The 390-nt window shown below is 37.2% G+C and carries 1 protein-coding gene; it reads left to right on the top strand.

Features of this window, described 5'->3' with window-relative positions; genetic code table 11:
• Window positions 1-390, top strand: a 390-nt coding sequence (locus AB4653_RS28055) for a hypothetical protein (RefSeq protein ID WP_372105900.1), incomplete at both ends; no start/stop codon positions are given.

The following is a 390-nucleotide window of genomic DNA, read 5'->3' on the forward strand; positions in this document are numbered from 1 at the left end:
ATCATATCTATTGCATGCTTGTGTGACTTTTCCTTTAGTATTCGCTGCGTCATACGTTTGGGGTTCTGAACTTGTTGCTCCGGATGATAGACAGGAATCGTCATTATTGTTTTTGATTATTCTAGCTCCGGCTGTCGAAACGCTTCTAATGGTTCCAATATTAAAGCTTATACAAATGTTTAATTTTGAAGTAGTGATGACTTCAGTAATTAGCGCGCTGACATGGGCCGCAGCACATACTTTTAACAGCGTGCTAAACGGATTTGGCGTACTTTTCTTGTTTTTTATTCTTTCAATATCCTATTTAATTTGGCGTCAAAAATCATTTAAATCGGCATTTGGGGTTACATTTGGCATTCATGCCTTAAATAATGCAGTGGTGTTTTTAAG

The organism is Vibrio sp. 10N.222.48.A3, assembly GCF_041475345.1.
Classification (GTDB): domain Bacteria; phylum Pseudomonadota; class Gammaproteobacteria; order Enterobacterales; family Vibrionaceae; genus Vibrio; species Vibrio tasmaniensis_A.